Annotated in this window: 19 protein-coding genes; 7 read left to right on the forward strand and 12 right to left on the reverse strand. The window is 66.4% G+C overall.

The annotated features are described in order from the left end of the window. From AAHH99_RS18430 to AAHH99_RS18440, 3 genes are all read right to left on the reverse strand, one after another. A complete protein-coding gene (locus AAHH99_RS18430; RefSeq protein ID WP_418769997.1) occupies nucleotides 1–921 on the reverse strand; it encodes a TIGR03619 family F420-dependent LLM class oxidoreductase in 921 nt (306 codons plus the stop codon). A gap of 73 nt (nucleotides 922–994) precedes the next feature. Then, nucleotides 995–1,834: a mycofactocin-coupled SDR family oxidoreductase gene (locus AAHH99_RS18435; protein WP_064350249.1), complete on the reverse strand. Its 840-nt coding sequence runs from the start codon at nucleotides 1,832–1,834 to the stop codon at nucleotides 995–997. Nucleotides 1,835–1,968: 134 nt separating this feature from the next. Then, on the reverse strand, nucleotides 1,969–2,625 hold the full coding sequence (locus AAHH99_RS18440; RefSeq protein ID WP_418769998.1) for a TetR/AcrR family transcriptional regulator: 657 nt from the start codon (nucleotides 2,623–2,625) through the stop codon (nucleotides 1,969–1,971). Between the two features lie 70 nt (nucleotides 2,626–2,695). On the opposite strand from AAHH99_RS18440, the gene AAHH99_RS18445 reads away from it, so the two are divergent. From AAHH99_RS18445 to AAHH99_RS18455, 3 genes are all read left to right on the forward strand, one after another. Beyond that, complete coding sequence (locus AAHH99_RS18445) at nucleotides 2,696–3,985, forward strand: cytochrome P450 (RefSeq protein WP_418769999.1); 1,290 nt, start codon at nucleotides 2,696–2,698, stop codon at nucleotides 3,983–3,985. A 152-nt stretch (nucleotides 3,986–4,137) separates the two neighbouring features. Next, nucleotides 4,138–4,755: a TetR/AcrR family transcriptional regulator gene (locus tag AAHH99_RS18450; RefSeq protein WP_064414604.1), complete on the forward strand. Its 618-nt coding sequence runs from the start codon at nucleotides 4,138–4,140 to the stop codon at nucleotides 4,753–4,755. Then, nucleotides 4,752–5,255 carry a hypothetical protein gene (locus AAHH99_RS18455; RefSeq protein WP_418770000.1) on the forward strand — a complete coding sequence of 168 codons (504 nt, stop codon included), beginning with the start codon at nucleotides 4,752–4,754 and terminating at the stop codon, nucleotides 5,253–5,255. Before AAHH99_RS18450 ends, AAHH99_RS18455 begins: the two co-directional genes overlap by 4 nt. Nucleotides 5,256–5,276: 21 nt before the next feature. Here the strand turns inward: AAHH99_RS18455 and AAHH99_RS18460 are convergent, their stop codons facing one another. From AAHH99_RS18460 to AAHH99_RS18470, 3 genes are all read right to left on the reverse strand, one after another. Continuing rightward, a complete protein-coding gene (locus tag AAHH99_RS18460) occupies nucleotides 5,277–6,269 on the reverse strand; it encodes a phosphotransferase family protein (protein ID WP_418770268.1) in 993 nt (330 codons plus the stop codon). Between the two features lie 38 nt (nucleotides 6,270–6,307). Further along, nucleotides 6,308–7,609 carry an acyl-CoA dehydrogenase family protein gene (locus AAHH99_RS18465; protein ID WP_064414607.1) on the reverse strand — a complete coding sequence of 434 codons (1,302 nt, stop codon included), beginning with the start codon at nucleotides 7,607–7,609 and terminating at the stop codon, nucleotides 6,308–6,310. 69 nt (nucleotides 7,610–7,678) lie between these two features. Further along, on the reverse strand, nucleotides 7,679–8,317 hold the full coding sequence (locus AAHH99_RS18470) for a TetR/AcrR family transcriptional regulator (RefSeq protein WP_418770269.1): 639 nt from the start codon (nucleotides 8,315–8,317) through the stop codon (nucleotides 7,679–7,681). An 87-nt stretch (nucleotides 8,318–8,404) separates the two neighbouring features. Between AAHH99_RS18470 and AAHH99_RS18475 the strand changes: the two genes are divergently transcribed. Then, nucleotides 8,405–9,157 carry an SDR family NAD(P)-dependent oxidoreductase gene (locus tag AAHH99_RS18475; RefSeq protein WP_418770001.1) on the forward strand — a complete coding sequence of 251 codons (753 nt, stop codon included), beginning with the start codon at nucleotides 8,405–8,407 and terminating at the stop codon, nucleotides 9,155–9,157. Between the two features lie 18 nt (nucleotides 9,158–9,175). Then, the gene (locus tag AAHH99_RS18480) at nucleotides 9,176–9,622 is read left to right on the forward strand and encodes a VOC family protein (RefSeq protein WP_418770002.1); all 447 of its coding nucleotides are present in this window, start codon (nucleotides 9,176–9,178) and stop codon (nucleotides 9,620–9,622) included. Here AAHH99_RS18480 and AAHH99_RS18485 read toward each other — a convergent pair. Genes AAHH99_RS18485 through AAHH99_RS18495 form a run of 3 tightly spaced genes read right to left on the reverse strand, consistent with a single transcriptional unit; the run spans nucleotide 9,574 to nucleotide 12,224 of the window. Further along, on the reverse strand, nucleotides 9,574–10,542 hold the full coding sequence (locus tag AAHH99_RS18485) for an LLM class F420-dependent oxidoreductase (RefSeq protein ID WP_418770003.1): 969 nt from the start codon (nucleotides 10,540–10,542) through the stop codon (nucleotides 9,574–9,576). The two genes, AAHH99_RS18480 and AAHH99_RS18485, sit on opposite strands and share 49 nt — an antisense overlap. A 12-nt stretch (nucleotides 10,543–10,554) precedes the next feature. Further along, a complete protein-coding gene (locus AAHH99_RS18490) occupies nucleotides 10,555–11,298 on the reverse strand; it encodes a hypothetical protein (protein WP_418770004.1) in 744 nt (247 codons plus the stop codon). Nucleotides 11,299–11,309: 11 nt separating this feature from the next. Further along, nucleotides 11,310–12,224 carry an NAD-dependent epimerase/dehydratase family protein gene (locus tag AAHH99_RS18495; protein ID WP_418770005.1) on the reverse strand — a complete coding sequence of 305 codons (915 nt, stop codon included), beginning with the start codon at nucleotides 12,222–12,224 and terminating at the stop codon, nucleotides 11,310–11,312. A 56-nt stretch (nucleotides 12,225–12,280) separates the two neighbouring features. Here AAHH99_RS18495 and AAHH99_RS18500 point away from each other — a divergent pair, with 56 nt between their 5' ends. Further along, nucleotides 12,281–13,459, forward strand: a complete 1,179-nt coding sequence (locus AAHH99_RS18500; RefSeq protein ID WP_418770006.1) for an acyl-CoA dehydrogenase family protein — start codon at nucleotides 12,281–12,283, stop codon at nucleotides 13,457–13,459. Here the strand turns inward: AAHH99_RS18500 and AAHH99_RS18505 are convergent. From AAHH99_RS18505 to AAHH99_RS18515, 3 genes are read right to left on the reverse strand one after another with little or no spacing between them, the layout of a single operon-like run. Further along, nucleotides 13,456–15,147, reverse strand: coding sequence for a nitric oxide reductase activation protein NorD (locus tag AAHH99_RS18505; protein WP_418770007.1), 1,692 nt, complete (start codon nucleotides 15,145–15,147; stop codon nucleotides 13,456–13,458). The two genes, AAHH99_RS18500 and AAHH99_RS18505, sit on opposite strands and share 4 nt — an antisense overlap. Further along, nucleotides 15,144–15,965 (reverse strand): CbbQ/NirQ/NorQ/GpvN family protein, encoded by an 822-nt coding sequence (locus AAHH99_RS18510; RefSeq protein WP_418770008.1) that lies wholly within the window; start codon nucleotides 15,963–15,965, stop codon nucleotides 15,144–15,146. The genes AAHH99_RS18505 and AAHH99_RS18510 overlap by 4 nt, the downstream gene beginning before the upstream one ends. Nucleotide 15,966: 1 nt before the next feature. Continuing rightward, nucleotides 15,967–17,127, reverse strand: coding sequence for a spirocyclase AveC family protein (locus AAHH99_RS18515; protein WP_418770009.1), 1,161 nt, complete (start codon nucleotides 17,125–17,127; stop codon nucleotides 15,967–15,969). Between the two features lie 103 nt (nucleotides 17,128–17,230). Between AAHH99_RS18515 and AAHH99_RS18520 the strand changes: the two genes are divergently transcribed. Then, nucleotides 17,231–17,833 (forward strand): TetR/AcrR family transcriptional regulator, encoded by a 603-nt coding sequence (locus AAHH99_RS18520; protein WP_064350263.1) that lies wholly within the window; start codon nucleotides 17,231–17,233, stop codon nucleotides 17,831–17,833. Nucleotides 17,834–17,853 lie beyond the last annotated feature (20 nt).

Here is a 17,853-nt window from a genome sequence, read left to right on the forward strand (position 1 = left end):
CTAGGGCAGCTGCGGTTTGATCTCCTCGACCACCCATTGGGCGTAGTCGAGATACTCGTCGACCCCGGACACCGGCGGCAGGGGCACAGCGCTCACGGTGACGCCCTGCTGCGCGAGCCAACCGAGCCGGTCGACGATCTCGGCCGCACTCATGCCCGGTCGGCCCTCGGGGTCGTCTTGCACGGTATGGCCCTCGCCGACCCGATTCGTGCCCAGCCCGTGCACCACGTCGAATGGCCGACCGTCGTAGCCAGGTTGGGACTTGATGAAGTCGAGGCGCTCGGCGATCTTGTCGGGCGGCGTGAGGAATGACCACCATCCCGAGGCGTACTTCGCCGCCCGGCGCAGTGCCGCGTCCGCATCGCCGCCGATCCAGATCGGCAGATGCGGCTTCTGGATCGGCTTGGGCTCGAAGGCGATGTCATCGAAGGACACATACTTGCCGTCGAAGCTCGGCGATTCACTGGTCCACAGTTCGACAATCGCAGCCAGATACTCGTCGGCGATGCGGCCACGTTCACGGAAGGGCACACCGAGGAGTTCGAATTCGCGTTCCAGCCAGCCCACGCCGAACGTCACCATCATGCGGCCGCTGCTCATCCAGTCGGCGGTGGCCAGCGACTTCGCCAACACGATCGGGTGTTGCAGCGGCAGTACCGTGATGCACGAATTGAGCATGATCCGCTGTGTTGCCCCGGCGAGATACGCCTGAGCCACGGTGGACTGCAGATAATGCGGTCCGGACAGTTCGACGTGATCGTTGGGAATCGCGAAATGCTCGGGCACGGCGATCATGTCGTAACCCCACTCGTCGGCGCACTTGGCCATCCGCGTCTGGTCGGCACCGGTCACCGATGCTTCCCACGGCTGCATCATGGCCTTGAGCCGCAGCATGTGCGGAAGGTTGAAGACGAGTTTCACTCAGGACTCCACTCACGTGAATTGGGTGTGATCGATTGCAGTACACGCTAGCGACTCCACCCGAATTGCCCGGCTACTTCAGCATGCTGCCCGCGTCGATCGTGACCGGAAGACCTGTGATGTAGCGGGATTCGTCCGAGGCCAGGAACAACACGGCGTTACTGACATCCTCGGGCTCCACCCAGCCGACGGGGAGCACATGCATGAACTGTGCGGCGACGGCGAGATCGTCGGGTCCGGGATTCTCGAGGTCGGGCCGGAACAGCTTCATGGTTCCCTCGTTCATGAACAGCGGTGTGTTCACATTCGTGGGGCAGACGGCGTTGACCCGGATTGAGTGCTGACCGAGTTCGACCGCGAATGTGCGCATCAGGCCGATCACGCCGTGCTTGGCGGCGATGTAATGGCCGGTATGGGGGTAGGGCTTGAGGCCACCGACCGAGCTGGTGAGGATGATCGAACCGCCGTGCCCTGCGGAGAGCAGATGGGGGACAGCGGCTTTGACGGTCTTCCACACACCAGAGAGATTGACGTCGATCATGTCGCGCCAATCGTCTTCGCTGGTCTTGTCCAGCGTTGCCCCGCCGTTGCCGATGCCGGCATTGGCGACCACGATGTCCAGCCGGCCCAACTGTTCGACGCCCCCGTCGACGACCGCCTTGAGAGCGTCGTAGTCACGCACGTCGACCTCGGCGGTGACGATGCGGCGGTTCAGGTTCTTGACGAGGTCGGCCGTTTCGGCGAGGTCGTCCGGTGTGGCCCATGGGATGTCGTCGTTGCTGGAGATCTGCTTGCAGACGTCCACGGCGATGATGTCGGCACCCTCCGCGGCGAGGCGCACCGCGTGGCTGCGGCCCTGGCCCCGCGCCGCGCCGGTCACGAACGCGACTTTGCCCTCGACTCGTCCACCCATGTGTCCACCTTCTGGCTGCTCGAATAGTTTGGTCGATCGATCAGGATCGTGGCACCGATCGGCCCACGTGTCAACAGTCGGGCCCGCGAGGCGGAGGGATCGCGTGTCGCGGTACCGCCGGTCGATGTGCGAGCTCAGCCGGGCGGAGGTAGCGATCCGCCCGCGGTCAACGACTCCTTCAGCGATTGCATCCAGCGCTGCATGAAGTCGCGCATCTCGTCGTGTCCGAGCGTGAGGCCGACCGCGTCCTCGTTGCACAGGCTGCGCGCGATCTGCACGATCAACATCGAAACGGCGACCGGCGGGTAGTCGTCGAGATCGACACCGTTGGCCCGCAGGGCCACGGTGACCGCGGCGGTCTCGATGTCGCGCACGCGCTCCGCGTAGGCCTTCAGCTCCGTACGAATCACCTTGCGGTGGTTGGCCAGTGCCATGAACTCGGTGTTCAGGATCGTCCTTCGCAAATCGCTGTTGATCAGCCACAGCGTGTGCAACGGGTCGTCATCGGTGAGCGCGGAGCGCATGTTCTCCAGGGACGCCTCGGCGCCGGCCCGCAACACCTCGACGAACAGGTCATCCATCGTGGGGAAGTAGTAGTAGACCAGCGCTTGTTTGACCCCGGCCTCGGCCGCCACGCGTCGTGACGTCGCGGCGGCATAGCCCTCGTCGCGCATGATCTTCGCGGTGGCCTCGATGAGTCGCTGGCGCGCCCCGACCTCGGCTCGCTTGGCGTTCCCGGCGCGCCCCTCCGTCCGAATGCTTGACCCTCTGTCACGACCCGTGATAGGCATGGCGCATCCTAACAGTTTGATCGATCGATCAGACTGGCTACGGGCGCCAGGACCGAAAGGACGGCCGTCGATGACCGATCTCGCCTCGGTGGACTACTTCTCCGACCACGCGATCAGTCAGGATCCCTATGACTACTGGGACCACCTTCGCGAGCAGGGCCCGGTGTTTCGGGAACCGAACTACGGCGTCGTCGCCGTCACCGGTTACGCCGAAGTGGTGGCGGCCTTCAAGGATCACGATTCCTTCTCGGCGGTGAACGCGATCGGCGGGCCGTTCCCGCCGCTGCCGTTCGTCCCCGAAGGTGACGACATCACCGAGCAGATCGAGGCGCACCGCCACCTGTTTCCCATCTACGAGCACATGGTCGTGATGGACCCGCCGGCCCACGAACGAGCCCGGTCGCTGTTGACCAAGCTCCTGACGCCGCGCCGGCTCAAGGAGAACGAGGACTACATGTGGCAGCTGGTCGACAGCCAGATCGACCAGATCATGGGCCCGGAATCCTCTGAGGGGCAGTGCGAGTTCCTCTCGGAGTACGCCAAACCCTTCGCCACGTCGGCGATCATCGACCTGCTCGGCGTGCCCGACGAGGACCGGCCCGAGTTCCTGGCCGCGCTCGGGGTCGAGGAGCGCTACGGCACCCGCGTCGGCGCGCTCGACGGCGCCCCGGTGGGGCGGGACCCGCTGCAGTATCTCGACGACAAGTTCGCCGGCTATCTCGCCGAGCGCCGCCGCCAACCGCGCGGCGACGTGCTGTCGGGGATGGCGACCGCGGTGTACCCCGACGGTTCGACACCGGAGCTGATCGAGGTCGTCAAGCCGGCCACGTTCCTGTTCGCCGCGGGGCAGGAGACCGTCACCAAGCTGCTCAGCGCGGCGGTGCAGACCCTCGGAGACCGGCCGGACTTCCAGCAGATGCTGCGCGAACACCCCGAGCGGATTCCGGCGTTCATCGAAGAGGCGCTGCGCATGCACTCGCCGACCAAGGTCGACTTCCGGCTCGTCCGCAAGAGCACGACGCTGGGCGGGGTGCCGCTCAAGGCGGGCACGATCGTGATGCTGTGCCTCGGCGCGGCCAATCGGGATCCGCGCAAATTCGACGATCCCCACGAGTTCCGCCCGGACCGCAAGAACGTGCGCGAGCACATCGCGTTCGGTCGTGGAATCCACTCCTGCGCGGGCGCGCCCCTGGCCCGGGTGGAGGGCCGCATCACCGTGCAGAGGTTGCTCGTGCGGATGCGCGACATCCGGATCAGCGAGGCGGTCCACGGTCCATCCGGTGAGCGCCGCTACTCCTACGAGCCGACGTTTTTGCTGCGCGGGCTGACCGAGCTGCACATCGAGTTCACGCGACGATAGGAAACCCGGCGCGGGGACGGCGGATTGCGCCCGAAACACGCGCTGACCTGGCGATGTGACGGCGGTCTAAACCCAATTTGGCTGAGACGCTTGTCACAGCGCCCAAACCTACCTACTGTGTGTTCACTAGGTTGGTTGAACGAAGGAGTTCGGTGTCCGCCACGGAGCCCGCGCGGCCGTATGCCACGCTCCTCGCCAAGGGCGAGGATCGTCGTCAGCGCATCCTGGCGGTGGCCGAACGCCTGCTCGCGCGCAACGGGTGGCGCAACACCTCGCTGGCCCTGATCGCCAAGGAAGCCGGGGTCACGCCCGCCGGTCTGCTGCACCACTTCGAGTCCAAAGAGCAGCTGCTCAACGCGGTGCTCGACGCCCGTGACGCCGACGACGCGATCCACGCCGACTACCGCTCGGGTGATCTGGTCACCGAACTCGGCCGGGTCCCCGAACGCTTCGAGCGCGCGCCCGAGCTCGTCGGGACCTTCACCGTGCTGCTGGTGGAGAACATCGCGCCCGACGCGCCTCTGCACGACCGCCTGGTCAAGCGTTACCGCGACGCGGTCGACATCATCACCGCGATCATCGAACGCGGTCAGCGCAGCGGAAAGTATCGCCAAGACCTCGACCCGGCCACCAAGGCCGTGGAAATCCTCGCGTTCACCTATGGAATGGAGACCCTATGGTTACTCGACCCATCGATTCAATTGGCCGAGGTGTTCAAGGGGTACGCCGAGTCGCTGGGGCGCGAGTTGGCGCCGCGGAGCTCGACATGAGGTACCGGCTCGACATCGTCGCCCCGACGGTGTCGGACGCGGTGAAGTCTGCCGGCGGCTGGATCTACGACCGGGTGATGGCCGGGTGGGACGTCACCGTGCTCGTCGGTGGCGGCGAAGACGTTCGCCCGCTGACGATTCTCGGAGCCGAGACCCTCGACCTGGAAACGGTCCTCGCGGCCTGGGAGGAACGGCCGCATCCCCAGACCGTCGCTGCCGCGGCGAACCTGATCGACCGCGACGCGCGTGTCCTCCAGCACGTGCGCAACGCACTCGATCAGGGCGCGACCGAGGTGATCCTGTGGGGCGAGCGGGTGCCCGCAGAACTCGACAGCAGTGTCGATTCGGTCGAGCACCGCCTGAGCGCGGCGGCCAGGGCGTTCAAGGCCAAGGCGCTGGCCGCAGCCGGTGATCCCGCAGTCGCCGAGGTCGGCGACAGTGAGATGTTCCGCTGCGGGATGATGGTGTCAGTGGCCGCGGACCTGGTGCCCGCCAGCTGATTTGGGCGGGCACCCGCCGCGTCACCGGTAGTCGCTGGATTCGGCCAGCTCGGCGGCCGAACGCATCAGTTCGACGATGACCGGACCGTAGGCGAGCAGCTTCTCGTTGTCGCCCGCGCGTTGGAAACCCTGCTCGAGCACGATCGCCAGCTTCCACTTCGCCAGCACCAGGTAGTAGTCGAGATCGTTGACCTGGCGCCCGGAGACCTTCGCATAGTGCGCGACGACGTCTGCGCGCGAGGGCATTCCCCGCATGTCGACGTAACCCATCTCCGAATCCGTCGGCGCCGCGGTGTCCTCGGGCCAGCTCTGCACCATCCAGCCCAAGTCCAGCTTCGGGTCTCCGACGGTGCCCATCTCCCAGTCCACGATCGCCGCGAGCCGAGCGGGCGCGCCGTGCCGATACATCACGTTGGCGAACTGATAGTCGCCGTGCATCAATCCGGGGACGTAGTCCAGCGGCCGATGTGTGCGCAGCCAGTCGGTGGCGACGTCGAGGCCGTCGATCTCGCGGCCCTTGATGCGCTCGAAGAACGCGGTCCAGCGATCGACCTGGCGTTCGTGGAAGCCGTCGGGCCGCCCCAGATCATGCAGTCCCTTGGCCTTCCAGTCCACTTGGGACAGCAGCGCGATGCCCTCGGCGAGTTGATAGGCCAGCTCCCCGCGGGCGGAGAGGTCGGAGTCAAACGGCTCGGGCCACTTGCGGTCGTCGAGGTCCATCGGCGACCATCCGTCGACGAACCCCATCAGGTAGAAGGGCCGACCGAGCACCGCGGCGTCCTCACATACCGCGACGGCCTCGGTATGTGGCACGTCGGTGCCGTCGAGCGCCTCGATGATGCGCCACTCTCGCAGGATTCCCTTGTCGCGGTCAGCAGGGGCGCCGGGCGGCGGCATCCGAAGCACACAGCTGTGTTCGCCGCGGCGCAATTCGTAGATGACGTTCTGGGTGCCGCCCGACAGGAACCGGGTCTGCAGCGGCTCACCCTTGCCGGGTAGTTCGGCCGCGTCCATCCAGTCGGTCAGGCGCGCAACGTCTATCGCGTTCTCGCTCACAGATTCCCCACTTCATGGTCTAGATACTCAGCGAACTTGGCCCTGGCCTTCTCCCGCTTGGCCGGGATCCACTCGCTCGGCCATGTGTCGGTGCTGGGCGCATAGTCGCGCAGCACCTGCTTGGCCACCGTCGCCTTGTGCACCTCGGTCGGACCGTCGGCCAGGCCCATCACCGCGGCGCCGGTCACCATGCCCAGGAACGGCATCTCGTTGGTGACGCCCAGCGCACCGTGGACTTGCATTGCGCGCCAAGCGATATCGTGCAGCACCGTCGGCATCACGACCTTGACCGCGGCGATGTCCTTGCGGACCTTCTTGTAGTCGTTGTACTTGTCGATCTCCCACGCGGTGTAGAGCACCATCAGCCGGAACTGCAACAGCTGTGCGTAAGAGTCGGCGATGTAGCCCTGAACGAACTGTTTCTCGGACAGCCTGCTGCCCTGGGTTTCCCGGCTCAGCGCGCGTTCACACATCATGTCGAGCGCTTTGCGCGAGAGTCCGATCGTGCGCATCGCGTGGTGGATACGGCCGCCGCCGAGGCGGGTCTGGGCGATGACGAATGCCTGGCCTTCGCCGCCCAGCAGCGCATCGGCGGGCACCCGCACGTTGTCGTAGTGGATGAGCGCATGCGAGCCTTCGTCGTCACGCTCGCCGTGCAGTCCGACGTTGCGGACGATGTTGACGCCCGGTGTGTCGGTCGGCACCAGGAACATCGACATACCCTGATAGGCGCTCACGTCGGGGTTGGTGACGACCATGACGATCAGAAACGACGCGGTTCTGGCGTTGGAGGAGAAGAACTTCCAGCCGTTGATCACCCAGTCGTCGCCGTCACGGACCGCGGTGGTGTTGAACAGTGTCGGGTCGGCGCCGGCGTGCGGTTCGGTCATCGAGTAACACGAGAAGATCTCGCCGTCGAGTAGCGGGCGCAGGTAGCGCTCCTTTTGCGCCTCGGTCCCGTAGTGCGCGATGATCTCGGCGTTGCCGGTATCGGGCGCCTGACAACCGAATACGATCGGCGCCCACTGGGAGCGGCCGAGGATCTCGTTGAGCAGCGCGAGCTTGAGCTGTCCGTAACCCTGTCCGCCGAGTTCGGGACCGAGGTGGGTGGCCCACAGACCCCGTCGGCGCACTTCGTCCTTGAGCGGGTCGATCACCTTGCGGCGGTTGGCGTCCAAAGGAACGAACTGCTGATCGGGAAACGCCAAGTCGAGCGGTTCGACCTCCTCCCTGACGAATTCGTCGGCCCAGTCGAGCACCTTCTGGTACTCGGGGTCGGTCTCGAAATCCCACGACATCGTGGTCTCCTTTCTCTTTGTTCAGGTATCAGTCGAATGCGACGCCCTACGCGCACTCCACCGGGATCCTCATCCCGGCCCCTTTCTCGAGTTGAATCCGGCGATCAGTGCCGCGACGTCGTCGGTCACGACCTCGGCGAACGATCGGTCACCGAAACTCCCGCTCGCCCAGTGCCGGACGCCTTCGCTGACGTGCATGCCCGCCAAGCGGGAGAGGTGTTCGATGTCGACATGCGCGCCGATTTTCCCGTCTTGCTGTGCCCGGGTGAAGAGCTCGCCGAACATGTCGGCGTCGGCGGTCTCGTCGACTGACTCACCCGCGAGGATCCGGTGCTCATGCCGGTAGCCCTCCAAGATCGTCTGGATGATCAGTTCGCGCGGGTTGCGCCCCATCGACCGTTCGAGGCTGCGCAGCGCCTCGGCGATGACGGTCTCGACGTCGTAGTCGGCGCGCAACAGCGTGCGCACCTTCTGCTGCGCCGACCGGGTCGACAACAGGCCGACCTCGAAGAGGATGTCCTCCTTGGCGGGAAAGTAGAAGTAGAACAGGCCTCTCGACACGCCCGCGGCCCGGCAGATGTCGGCGACGGTCGTCTTGGCATAGCCGTTCGTGCGCCACAACGCCATGGCCGCCTGCACGAGCGCCCGCTTCGTCTCATGCGATCGAGCCCGCTGGAAAGATGCGCGCCGTTGACCACCGTCAGCCATGACCTCGCTGCTGACCTTCGACACTCCGGCACTGTAACAGGGCGATTGTGGGTTGCAAATAGTTGACGTTTGTCTAACTATCTATGGGTGGTCGCGACATTGAACCGCAGGCGCATCTTGGTGACCGGTGGGGCTACAGGCATCGGCGCGGCGGCGGTGCACGTGCTCACCGAGGCGGGTGCACGCGTAGTGGCCACCCGCCACACGACGGCGCCTCCCGACGTGCCGGGCGTGTCCTGGCTGCAATGCGACGTGCGTGACGCCGACGCAGTCGAGGAGACGGTGCGAGCCGCTGCCGAGGAGATGGGTGGGCTCGACGTACTGCTGAATGCGGCCGGGCTGTGGCAGCCGGGCATCCCCGGTCAGATCACCACCGACGACATCGACACCCTGTTCGACACCAACGTCAAGGCCACGATCCTGACCAATCAATCGGCATACGCGGTGATGCGCGCGGACGGTGGCGGCCGCATCATCAACTTCGGCTCCGCCGAGGCGGTGATGGGCAGCCCGCTCTCGGCGGTTTACGCGGCGACGAAGGGAGCGGTGGCCGCGTGGACCCGCTCGGCGGCCAGGGCCTGGGCCGCCGAGAAGGTGTCGGTGATCGCGCTGGCGCCCGCGGTACAGACGCCGGGTGCTGACCGGCTGCGCGAATTCCTCGGTCCCGCCGCGGAGTTCATGGACGAACAGCTCAAGACATCGATTCCGCTCGGAGGAGCACTCGGCGACCCCGTCGGCGATCTCGGCCCCGCGCTGGTGTTCTTCTGCAGCGAGGGGTCACATTTCATGACAGGACAACTCGTCGCCGTCGACGGCGGCCTCATCATGCTCGGGTCGTAGGCCTACGAAAGGCAAGACATGCCCAACCTCCACCACGTGGTCGTGCGCAGCCATTCCGCGCACACCTTCACGGCGTTTCTGACCGAGGTGATGGGGATGGCGGTGCAGTTTCAGATGCATGTCCCCGGTGAGGTGTTGGAGAGAACGCTCGGATGGCCGGCGTCGGACGGGGCGGAGGTCACCATGCTGGGCACCGGCGACACCGGGCTCATCGAGGTGCTCGACGTTCCCGAGCACCTCCGCGATGTGGTGCCCGAGGGGCTGGCCGCATTGTCGTTCATGGCCCCAGACTTCGCCGAAACACGCGCGAGGGCCAGCGCCTTCGCCGACGACGTCACGATGCTGGACACCGGTGTGCCGGGTGTCGACCTGTTCTTCTGCACGATGGGAGGGGTTCCCATCGAGTTCATGGGAAGCTATGCGCCCGAGGCGAATTCCGAAGTCAGCGAGGCGACGAACTCCTGAGTGCGCCGACGTGACGCCTGGCGTTGAGCGGCATCGTCTCCGAGCGGAACCACCCGCGCCGCCAGATCGGTGACGCCGGCGTCGCGGTAGCGGCGCAGTCGCGCCGCGACCGTCGCTTCGTCGCCGACCGCCATGGTGTCGCCGACGTCCTCGGCGTCGCCGTGTTCGAGCAGGCGTACGTAGTTGGGGGAGAAGTCGGCGTGGCCGAGCACCTCGCTGGCGTACGCCCGAGCATCGTCGACATCACCGTCGGCGCAGAGCGCGACAGGGACACCGGCAACGACCCGAACATCCTCGCGGCCCGCACCTTTCGCCGCCGCCGTGATGCGGGGCACCACGTAGTCGCCGATCGCGCGTTCGTCGGCCATCCACAGGATGGTCCCGCCGGTGCGCTCACCGGCGATCCGGAGCATCGTCGGTCCGAGCGCGGCCACCAACACCGGCACGGTGAAGGCGTCGGTGACGTCGACCGGGCTGTGGACGCGGTAGGTGTCGTTGTCGACGGCCGTGGTGCCCGGTCCGCCGAACGCCGCGTCGAGCACCTCGAGATAGTCGCGCACCAACCGGGCGGGCTTGTCGTATGGCAGGCCGAGCTGGTCGGTGATGATCCAGTGGTGCGACGGGCCGATCCCCAGCGTGAATCGGCCGCCGCAGGCGATCTGTGTGGTCAGTGCCTGCTGGGCCATGATGAGCGGATGGCGGGTCTGGATCGGCACCACGGCCGTTCCGATTTCGATGCGGTCGGTGGCGTTTCCGATCAACGCCACGGCGGTCATCGCATCGAGATAACCGGGCACCTGCGGCATCCAGAAGGTCGCGAAACCCTGCTTCTCGGCGGCTCTTGCATCGTCGATCAGCCCATCGAGCCGCTCGGCACGGGAACGCTCCTTGTCGGAGCCGACCATCAACCCGATGCGCATCCATACCTCCGGTCACGGCACATAGCGGTCCCATTCGTAGGGGACGACGCTGTGAAACGGTGCGGCGAAAAGCGGTTCGACGCCGTCCCGGCTCCACCGGGCCTGCAGGACCGGCCGGAGCCGCTGCCCGACCGCGACGGGGTCGTCGTCGAGGAAGCAGTACGTGATCGTCTGTCCCGCAGGGGCGCTGGCCAGACGGCCTTCGACCGGCAGCGACATCGCCGCCCACGCTCCTGCCACCCCCTCGACATCCACAAGTTCGTCAAGAGCGCCAGCGCCTCGTTCCAACAGTAGATACACACCCCGGTTCGGCCACCACGGCAGCACGTCGGCGCCGGCCTTGATCCGAGCGGCCGCGGCGCGCTGCCGCACATCGTAGACACCGCGTTCGACGGGCGGCAGCAGCGGCAGCTTACGGCCCGCATCGCCGAGCGCCCTGGACAGCGCGAGGAACGGTTCCATGCCCTCGACCCCGGTGAAGAAGTACGTCATCACGTGATCGATCGCATCGTAGGAACTTTCACCCCTTCCTCGCGCGGCGCGGCACTGCGGCGTGGACACCAGGCGCAGGGATGCGCGCACCGCCGACATCCGGTGCTGTTCGGGGCGATGGTCCAGGGTGTGCCAGCGCAGGTATTCCGCGTCCGCCCCGTGGGGGTGGCGCCGCGCCATCGAGACGAACATGGTGGTGATGTTTCCGTCACCGTTCGCGAGCACCTCGGGAACCTCGTCCGACGGTCTGCCCGGCAATTGCATCGACGCCTCCTCTACACCGAATCCGGCTGTGGCAGCGTAATTTCGGGGTGGCGGGCCTCGATCATCCTGCGGAGACCGTCGCGCCAGCCGATCGTCGTGCGCCCCAGCACGTCGTGCATGTGGGTGACGTCGGGCCACAACGGGGTATGGGCATCGGGTGTGTACTCGAAAGTCGGTTCGACACCGACCAGTTCGCCCATGTAGGTGCAGTACTCCTCGACGCTGACCGTCTCACTGCCCGCCCAGTTCACCACGACCGGCGGCGTGTCGGCTGCCTCCATCGCCCTGATCCCCAACGCGACGTAGTCGTCCTCGTAGATGGGGTTGTAGTTGTTGGGCCGGTCCGGGTGCAACCGAATCGGTTTACCGGCCAGCATCGCGTCGAGACGGTCGGCGGGGGCGCCGCCTTCGGGCCCGTAGGTGGAACAGATTCTGATGATCGTCAACGGAATCTCGTTCTGTCTGGCGACCCACGTGCAGACAGCCTCGGCGGCGATCTTGGAGAAGCTGTAGTTCGCCCGCAGCGGCACCCCGGGCGGATCGGATTCGGTCAGTGGCCGCCGACCCTGGTAGGCGTAGATCGAACCGGTCGAACAGAACACGAAGCCCTTGGCGGCGCGGTACCGGTGCAGCAGGTCGCCCGAACGCTGCGCGTTCGTCTCCACGCAGCGGGCCCACTCTCCGGCGCCGGGGTCGACCGCGGCGTGGAACACATAGGTGAAATCGTCGGGGAGCGCCGAGAAGTCGCCGTCGCTGACGTCGAGGGCGACCGGGACGACGCCGGCAGCGCTCAGCCGGTCGCGGCCAGCGGGCTCGCGCAGCCGGGCCGCGCCCCACACCTCGTTGTTGCGTGCCAACTCCCGCGCCAGGGGAAACGCGATCTTGCCGGTGGCACCGGTGATCAGGATCTTCTCGCCGTCGAGCATCCCTTAAGTCTTAGCGCACGACACCCTAAATGTTAAGTACTTGATATGTTGGCTGGGTGCAGCTCACCTTCGATGCCGAGGTGGAGGCGTTCCGCGCGGAGTTCGTCGCCTTCCTCGACGAGCACCTGCCGTCGGAGGCCGAAGCCGCGGGGGAGCGTTCCCGGTCGACGGCCCACGTGCCGCAGTGGGCACGCCGTTGGCAGCGGTTGCTGTTCGACCACGGATGGCTGTTACCCGGAAACCCGCCGGAATTCGGCGGCCGCAACGCCGGCGTGCTCGAACAGTTCGTCCACCGCGAGGAGCTGGCGCGCCGCCGGATCTACCACGCCTTCAATCCGCAGGGCGTCGGAATCATCGCCGCGTCGCTGCTGACTTTCGGCACCGACGAGCAGAAGCAGCGGTGGGCGGTGCCGATTCTGCGTGCCGAGATGACCGCATCGCTGGGTATGAGCGAACCCGGAGCCGGTTCGGACCTGGCGGGGCTGGCCACGCGAGCGGTGCGCGACGGTGAGGATTTCGTCGTCGACGGGCAGAAGGTGTGGACGTCGGGCGCCCACGACGCCGACGTCATCCTGGCGTTCGTGCGCACCGACCCGGACGCGCCCAAACACAAGGGAATCAGCGCATTGTTGATCCCCACCGACCTTTCCGGGGTCGAGCGCAGGCCGTTCGCCTCGGTGTACAGCCGTGACGACCTGGATTTCAACGGGGTGTTCTTCTCCGGCGTTCGGGTGCCCGCAGAAAATCTCGTCGGTCCGCTGCACGAAGGTTGGCGCGTGGCCAACGGATCGTTGGGCCACGAGCGGACCATGATGTGGATGGCGTTCGCCAACCGGCTGGACCAGTTACTGCAGGATTTTCGCCCGGTGGGAGCGGTGGACCAGGACCGCTATGCGACGGTCGCCATGGACTATCAGGCGCTGCGTCTGCTCGGTTCCGTCGCACTCGGTCAGGCGGCGCGAGGTGAACGCGACATCCCCGGCGTCTCGGTGTTGAAGCTGTTCGGGTCGGAAGCCGAACAGAGGGCGCTGGGGTATGCGCTCGATGCCGCCGGCGCAGATGGCCTGCGCAGCCCGGGGCTCACCGCGCCGTACAACCCCTACAGCCCAGACCTTTTCACCGCCGACTGGTTCACTCGCTACATCAGCTCGTATGCCGGGACCATCTCGGGCGGCGCGTCGGAGATTCAGCGCAACATCATCGCGCAGCGGGTGCTCGGCCTTCCGCCGCGCTAGGCGTGTCGGCGGGGTGCGGGCGCGGCGAGTTCCCTCAAAGACGCCATGAACAATTCGTCGATCCGTGGGCTCAGCTCGGCCAACGAGGCGGCACCGGCATGGCTGACGGAACCGAAGACGCGGTCAAGCGCATCGGCATCAGCGGAGGAACCGATCGAAAGGCACAGGCAGGCAATGCCGTCGGCGCGCAGTTCCTCGAGTGCCTTGTGTGCATCGGCCTCCGCATAGCGGCCTTCGTAACCGTCGTCATACGGGTGGCCGTCGGACAGGACGAGCAACAGCTTGTTGGGGGTGCCCGCCTCCTGCTCGAGGATCTCGGCCGCGCCACGGATCGCCGCGCCGAGTCGGGTGTAGTTCGACGGTTGCAGTTGATTGAGGCGAGCACGGCACACGGCCCCGAAGCGCTGATCGAATTTCTTGACAGCCGGAAGGTGAACCGCGTGCCGGCCGCGGGACCGGAACGCGTACACCGCGACCCGATCGCCGAGCTCCTCGAGCGTCGCCGCCAGCGTGGCGGCCGCCCGCCGCTGGTGCTCGTGCACGGCAAGGCCGTCCGGGTCGGCGTCGGTCACCGAACCGGACGCGTCGAGCAGGATCAGCACCCCGAGGTTCCTGGCGACCTTGCGGTGTTCGGAGAAAATGTGCTCGGGTGGGGAGAAGCCGGAACGTAGGTCGACGGACAGGTCGACAAGGGCTTCGATGTCGAGTTCGTCGCCGTCGGGCCGGCGTCGTAACACCCTCGGGCCCAACCCGATCCGGGAGAGACGGCGGCGAAGGACGTCGTCGGGGGTGACGGCGGCAGCGGCGACCTCGGCGGGCGTGGTCAGCGGATAGTCGATCACCCGGCACCAGTCCGGCCGGTACCGGCGCCCGAAGACGTCCCACTCGGGATGCAGCGCTCCGCCCACCCCGACCGCGGCGCCCGGGCGTTCGTCGCCGGTGAAGTGGATTTTGGTGGGCAGCGGCCTGGCGTGCGACCCGGCCGCGCGGACCCGCCGTACGGCTTCGGCCTGTGGATCCCCGCCGGCGCTGTTCCCGGACGACCCCGATGTGCCGAGCAGCTTGCGCAGGAAGTCCCCCACCGTCTTCGAGTTGAACAGCGGGTTGTCGAACATTTTGAGGATCTTGCTTTCCTCCGACGGCCCCTCGTCATCGTCGTCGTCGGTCATCGGTCCGACGGCCGGATCGAGTGTGAACCGCAGGTCGTCATCGGAGGCCCGGGCGCCCGACTCGGCCGTGCTCAGCAGCGCCGACGGTTTGAGGATGCCGAACCAGATGGGCGGATCGCTGACTCGTGTTCGGCTGCGGGCGATTTCGAGGGACTCGGCGGCCGATGCGGAGCCGTGCGGGTTCTCGGGCTGGAGCGCCGCCGCCAGCGGCATCCGGCGGGCCAGTTCGGCGAGCACCCGGTGACCCTCGATTGCCAGGTAGCGACGCGCGAGAGTCGGACGTGCACGCAACGGACGGATCAGTGGCTCCTGCAGGCTGCCCGCCCCGATGAGCGCGCTGTGCAACATCACTTCGCGCCGATTCTGCTCTGCCGGACCATTGCCGGTGACGAAGATGACCGTGCCGTTGGTGTGGGCGGGTTGGCCCTGCGGCGCGGCCGCGAGGTCGACTGGCCGACCGGCGATGAACGTCGCCAGAAACCGGAACCGGTCGAGTTCGGCTGCGCCCGAGGCGTTCACGGGCTGGGTAGCAGTGCGTCGACGAGTTCGCCGAGCGCGCGCACCACGTCTTTGTCGTCGGACAGCGCCTCCACGATCGCGGCCTGCACGGCGCGCCGCAGAGCGAGCCCCTCGGCGGCGAGGCCGCCGGCGAGGATGAGCATTCGCGTCGAGGACACCTCGCGCAGCGGTGAGCCGTCGATGCCGCGGATCGCGTTGCCGATCGCCACCAGGGTGCGTGCCGTTTCGGCGTCGATTCCCGCCTCGTGCGCGACGATTTCGGTCTCCACCTCGGGCAGGGGGAAATCGAGTTCGATCGCGACGAAGCGTTGGCGCGTCGACTCCTTGATGTTCTTCAGCACGCTCTGGTAGCCGGGGTTGTAGGAGATCACCAGTTGGAATCCCGGTGCCGCGGACAGGGTGGTGCCCAGCCGGTCGACCGGGAGCGCACGGCGGTGGTCGGCCAGCGGGTGGATCACGACGGTGGTGTCCTGGCGTGCTTCGACGATTTCGTCGAGGTAGCAGATCGCTCCCGTCCGAACGGCTCTGGTCAATGGGCCGTCCACCCAGACCGTCTCGCCGCCCTTGAGCAGGAACCGACCCACCAGGTCGGCCGACGTCATGTCCTCGTGACCGGCGACGGTGATCAACTCGCGGCCCAGTTCGTGCGCCATCGCCTCGACGAACCGGGTCTTACCGCATCCGGTGGGGCCCTTGAGCAGCACCGGCGAACCTCGCCGCGCCGCGGCGCGGAACACCTCGGCCTCATCGCCGACCGACCGGTAAAACGGTGCTCGCGAGGGATTTTCGAGCGTCGACGTGCGGTTGTTGGCCGACACCTCATTCGCTCCGCTCGTGCGGCACCACCGCGGGCATCTCCACGCCCTCGGGCAGCACGAGTTCGCCATCGGTGTTGATGTAACCCGAGTGCCTGGTCGGAATGGGCAGCGACGGGTCGGGGCACGGCCGGTCGGTGCCGTCGCCGCACAGCCCCGACGTGAAGTAGGAGCGCTTCTGGACGTCCTCGGGCCACGGGTCGGCATGGGTCGCCATGAACTGCGCGGGAACGATGTAGAAGACGAAGAACGATGCGCTGATGGCGGCGAAGATCGCGAGGAAACGCACGAACTGCTGTTTGGCGAATCCGCCCCGGACGTTGTCGAGTCCCTTCTCGACGACGGTGCGGCCGCGGTCGTCGGTGAAGAACCGCAGGCAGCACAGCGCGGCCTGTACGCCGCCCCACATCAGGCCCTCGTAGATCGGCCACTGGTAGTAGGTGCCCGCGTTGATCGACAGCGCCTGGATGGCACCGGGGAAGGTGTACATCCCCAGCGGCATCAGGACCAGGCCCTCCATCACGAAATCGAACACGAAACCCCACGCGAAAGCGACGCCGATCAGACCCTTGGTGCCGAGGTTCGGCCAGCGCTGCTGGGCCTTTCGCATGACCCAGCAGCCCAGGATCGTGCACAGCAGCACGCCGTACGCGTATCCGGAAACGTTGATGCCCAACGGTTCTGCCACCTGGGCGCCTGGCCTCTCGGGCGAGAGCCAACCCGGAACATGCGGGGCCCACGAACCCATGTTGAACGCCCACGCGTTATAGGTGCACCAAGTGTTGATGTAGTTCAGCAGCGGGTCCTGAAAGAAGAACAGGCCCGTGGACACCATGATCATGCCGTCCAACGTGATGCGGCGTTCGCGTCGCCACGGCCGGATGATGAACCACCAGATGGCGACCGGGAAGAGCACCGGCGAGCCGATCTGCCACATCATCAACGCGACCTTCATAAAGGTCGGCGGTTCCGTCGGACCGGGATCGACCGGCGTGAAGTACGGGCCGGTGATCCACCGGATCCAGACGTAGACCTGAAGTGCCAGGATCAGGCCGCCCGCCGTCGCCCAGATCTTGACTCGGCGCGAAGCCTGCGGCGACGCCTCTTCGAGTCGACCCACGGAGCTCAGCGACTCAGTGGATGGCTTGTTCGACAGTTCGCTCACCGCGCCTCCTCGACCGCGCCTCGTCATCGCGATCCCGAGAAATATACCCGTCGGTATCTGGAGAACTCAATGGGATCTCAGATTCTTATGGCAGAATTCCGGCATGGCGGAGCGGTGGACCCGGGAGCGGCGACTCGAACACACCCGGTCCCTGCTGCTGGACGCGGCCGAGGACGTGTTCGCCGAAAAGGGCTTCACGGCAGCCACTGTCGACGACATCGCCTATGAAGCCGGTTACACGAAGGGCGCCATATACAAACACTTCGCCACCAAGGAGGAGCTGTTTTTGGCCGTCAGCGACCGCTACTGGCGGCGCTATTTCGACAACTTCGCCGAGGTGATGTCGTCGTCGAAACAGGTGGGGGCCCGCGAGCGCGACGAGATCGCGCAGCGGTGGCGTCAGCTGAGCCGGGACCGCGGCGCCGAACACGCCGCCCTCGGTCACGAGTTCACGCTGTACTTGCTGCGCAATCCGGATGCGCGAGAACGCGTCGTCGGCAAGCGGACCGAGGTGGTCGAGGCATTGGCGAAGTTCATCGTCGACGGCCTCGACCGGCTCGGTGCAACACTGGTGATCCCGCCGTTGACGTTCGCCCAGGTGCTGATCGCCACCAGCGACGCCATCGTGCTCGGCAGTGAGCTCGACGACGTCGACCTGTACCGGCCGATCATCGACATGTACGTCTCGGCGATCAAGTTCCCCTGACGTGAGCCCGCGCGAGTACG

Origin of the sequence: Mycobacterium neumannii, from assembly GCF_048452905.1 — a bacterium.
Taxonomy (GTDB): domain Bacteria; phylum Actinomycetota; class Actinomycetes; order Mycobacteriales; family Mycobacteriaceae; genus Mycobacterium; species Mycobacterium neumannii_B.

What these genes read in the sequence shown, in the direction of transcription:
- AAHH99_RS18435 (WP_064350249.1), bottom strand. Translation starts at nt 1,834, where the DNA reads ATGGGTGGACGAGTCGAGGGCAAAGTCGCGTTCGTGACCGGCGCGGCG.
- AAHH99_RS18440 (WP_418769998.1), bottom strand. Translation starts at nt 2,625, where the DNA reads ATGCCTATCACGGGTCGTGACAGAGGGTCAAGCATTCGGACGGAGGGG.
- AAHH99_RS18445 (WP_418769999.1), top strand. Translation starts at nt 2,696, where the DNA reads ATGACCGATCTCGCCTCGGTGGACTACTTCTCCGACCACGCGATCAGT.
- AAHH99_RS18455 (WP_418770000.1), top strand. Translation starts at nt 4,752, where the DNA reads ATGAGGTACCGGCTCGACATCGTCGCCCCGACGGTGTCGGACGCGGTG.
- AAHH99_RS18460 (WP_418770268.1), bottom strand. Translation starts at nt 6,269, where the DNA reads ATGGACGCGGCCGAACTACCCGGCAAGGGTGAGCCGCTGCAGACCCGG.
- AAHH99_RS18465 (WP_064414607.1), bottom strand. Translation starts at nt 7,609, where the DNA reads ATGTCGTGGGATTTCGAGACCGACCCCGAGTACCAGAAGGTGCTCGAC.
- AAHH99_RS18470 (WP_418770269.1), bottom strand. Translation starts at nt 8,317, where the DNA reads ATGGCTGACGGTGGTCAACGGCGCGCATCTTTCCAGCGGGCTCGATCG.
- AAHH99_RS18480 (WP_418770002.1), top strand. Translation starts at nt 9,176, where the DNA reads ATGCCCAACCTCCACCACGTGGTCGTGCGCAGCCATTCCGCGCACACC.
- AAHH99_RS18485 (WP_418770003.1), bottom strand. Translation starts at nt 10,542, where the DNA reads ATGCGCATCGGGTTGATGGTCGGCTCCGACAAGGAGCGTTCCCGTGCC.
- AAHH99_RS18490 (WP_418770004.1), bottom strand. Translation starts at nt 11,298, where the DNA reads ATGCAATTGCCGGGCAGACCGTCGGACGAGGTTCCCGAGGTGCTCGCG.
- AAHH99_RS18495 (WP_418770005.1), bottom strand. Translation starts at nt 12,224, where the DNA reads ATGCTCGACGGCGAGAAGATCCTGATCACCGGTGCCACCGGCAAGATC.
- AAHH99_RS18520 (WP_064350263.1), top strand. Translation starts at nt 17,231, where the DNA reads ATGGCGGAGCGGTGGACCCGGGAGCGGCGACTCGAACACACCCGGTCC.